This window comes from Cupriavidus sp. 01L46 (assembly GCF_056399905.1).
This window is the reverse complement of record NZ_JBFTSF010000494.1, coordinates 1-2,838: the sequence shown is the minus strand read 5'-3', so window position 1 is coordinate 2,838 and position 2,838 is coordinate 1. Positions and strand designations below refer to the sequence as shown.

Below are 2,838 nucleotides of genomic sequence, written 5' to 3'. Positions count from 1 at the left end.
GGTCGTTGGAGACCGCCTTGACGATGTCCTGGCAGTCGTCGAACACTCCGTCCACCGCCAGGTTGAAGATGTTGGGGTCCTGCAGGCTGAACATCTGCGCGGTCTGGAACGCGCTCATCTTGCGGTGCGGGCTGAGCATGAACACGCGAATGCCGCGCTTGCCCCGCATGGCGTATTCCGCCGCGCTGCCGGTATCGCCGGAGGTAGCGCCCAGGATGTTCAGCTCCTGTCCGGCACGCGCGAGTGYGTACTCGAACAGGTTGCCGAGCAACTGCATGGCCATGTCCTTGAAGGCCAGCGTGGGGCCGTTGGACAGGCCCAGCAGTTGCAGCGGCGTGCCGCCCTCTTCGCCCAGCGTGCGCAGCGGGGTGATGTCGGCGGTGTTGTCGCCGGGGCGGGCGTTGCAGTACACCTCGGCGGTGTAGGTCTTGCGCGTCAGGGCGCGCAGGTCCTCGGCCGGGATGTCATCGCAGAAGCGGGACAGGACTTCGAAGGCGAGATCGGCGTATGACAGCTTGCGCCAGGCTTCCAGCTCGTCGGCCGTGACCTGCGGGTACTCCCGGGGCAGGTACAGGCCGCCGTCCGGCGCCAGGCCGCCCAGCAGGATCTCGGAGAAGGTTTGCGGCATCTCATGGCCGCGCGTCGACTGGTATTTCATCGGTGCGTTCAGTTCAGTTCTTCCATGCGCAGGCGCGTGACGGCCGACAGCACGGTCGGCAGCGCCTCGATCTTGGCGATGGCGGCGTTGACCTGCTTCTCGAGCGTGAGGTGCGAGAGCATGATGATGTCGGTCTGCGGCTCGCCTTCGCGCGATTCCTTCTGCAGCATGGCATCGATGGAGATGCCGGCATCAGCCAGGATGCGGGTGATGTCGGCCAGCACGCCGGTCTCGTCCGCCACGCGCATGCGCAGGTAGTACGAGCTGGTGACTTCCTCGATCGGCAGCACCGGCACGCTCGACAGCGCATCGGGCTGGAACGCTAGGTGAGGCACGCGGTGCTCGGGGTCGGCGGTGTGCAGGCGGGTCACGTCGACCAGGTCGGCGATCACGGCCGACGCGGTCGGCTCGGCGCCAGCGCCCTTGCCGTAGTACAGCGTGGCGCCCACGGCGTCACCTTGCACCAGCACGGCGTTCATGGMGCCTTCCACGTTGGCGATCAGGCGCTTGGCCGGCACCAGCGTCGGGTGCACGCGCAGCTCGATGCCGTTTTCGCGGCGGCGCGTCAGGCCCAGCAGCTTGATGCGGTAGCCCAGCTCTTCCGCATAGCGGATATCCACGGCCGACAGCTTGGTGATGCCTTCCACGTAGGCCTTGTCGAACTGCACCGGCATGCCGAAGGCGATCGAGCTCATCAACGTGATCTTGTGCGCGGCGTCGATGCCTTCGATGTCGAAGGTGGGATCGGCCTCGGCATAGCCCAGCGCTTGCGCTTGCTTGAGCACGGTGTCGAAGTCCAGGCCCTTGTCGCGCATTTCCGACAAGATGAAGTTGGTGGTGCCGTTGATGATGCCGGCGATCCATTCAATGCGGTTGGCGGTCAGGCCTTCGCGCAGCGCCTTGATGATGGGGATGCCACCGGCCACCGCGGCTTCGAAGGCGACGATCACGCCCTTCTTGCGCGCGGCTTCGAAGATCTCGTTGCCATGCACGGCCAGCAGCGCCTTGTTGGCGGTGACCACGTGCTTGCCGTTCTCGATGGCCTTGAGCACCAGCTCGCGGGCAATGCCGTAGCCGCCGATCAGCTCGATCACGATGTYGATCTCGGGGCGGGTGACGACCTCGTTGGCGTCGGCCACCACCTCGACCTGCCCACCGGTCAGCTCGCGGGCGCGCTCGGTGTTGAGGTCGGCCACCATGGCAATCTCGATGCCGCGCCCGGCGCGGCGGCGGATTTCTTCCTGGTTACGTTGCAGCACATTGAACGTGCCGCTACCGACGGTACCGATGCCAAGCAGGCCTACTTTGATGGGATTCATGGACGATCTGACTCTGAGTTGCTGAAAAATGGATTGCGCCGCAAGCGTGCCGGCTCAGGCCGCGCGGCCGTGGCGTTTGCGGTAGGTCTCGAGGAAGCGCCCGACGCGGCTGATGGCCTCGCGCAGGTCTTCCTCGTGGGGCAGGAACACGATACGGAAATGGTCGGGCTTGCCCCAGTTGAAGCCAGTGCCCTGCACCAGCAGCACCKTGGACTCCTGCAGCAGCTCATAAATGAACTCCTGGTCGTCCTGGATCGGGTACATCGACAGGTCGAGCTTGGGGAACAGGTACAGCGCGGCCTTGGGCTTGACGCAGGTGACACCCGGGATCTGCGTGATCAGCTCATGGGCAAGATCGYGCTKGCGGCGCAGGCGCCCGCCTTCGCCCACCAGGTCGTTGATGCTCTGGTAGCCGCCCAGCGCGGTCTGGATGGCCCACTGGGCCGGCACGTTGGCGCACAGACGCATCGAGGACAGCATGTTCAGCCCCTCGATATAGTCCAGCGCGGGCCGCTTGTCGCCCGACACCACCATCCAGCCGGCGCGGTAGCCGCACGAGCGGTAGTTCTTGGACAGGCCGTTGAAGGTCACGGTCAGCACATCGGTCGACAACGCGGCGATGGACGTGTGGCTATGGCCGTCATACAGCACCTTGTCGTAGATCTCGTCGGCAAAGATGATCAGGCCGTGTTCGCGCGCGATCGCCACGATGGACTTGAGCAGCTCGTCCGAATACAGCGCGCCGGTGGGGTTGTTCGGGTTGATGACGACGATGGCCTTGGTATTCGGCGTGATCTTGGCGCGGATATCGTCCAGGTCGGGCATCCACTCGTTGGCCTCGTCGCACACATAGTGCACCGG

The 2,838-nt window shown here is 65.0% G+C and carries 3 protein-coding genes; all 3 read right to left on the bottom strand.

Annotated features, from left to right (window positions below; all coding sequences use genetic code 11):
- On the bottom strand, positions 1 to 658 hold a 658-nt coding region (locus AC1DS3_RS37420; RefSeq protein ID WP_477129226.1), incomplete at its 3' end, for a PALP domain-containing protein.
- Between the two features lie 8 nt (positions 659 to 666).
- On the bottom strand, positions 667 to 1,977 hold the full coding sequence (locus AC1DS3_RS37415) for a homoserine dehydrogenase (protein WP_477129225.1): 1,311 nt from the start codon (positions 1,975 to 1,977) through the stop codon (positions 667 to 669).
- Positions 1,978 to 2,031: 54 nt separating this feature from the next.
- Positions 2,032 to 2,838, bottom strand: an 807-nt coding sequence (locus AC1DS3_RS37410; protein ID WP_477129224.1) for an aminotransferase class I/II-fold pyridoxal phosphate-dependent enzyme, incomplete at its 5' end; no start/stop codon positions are given.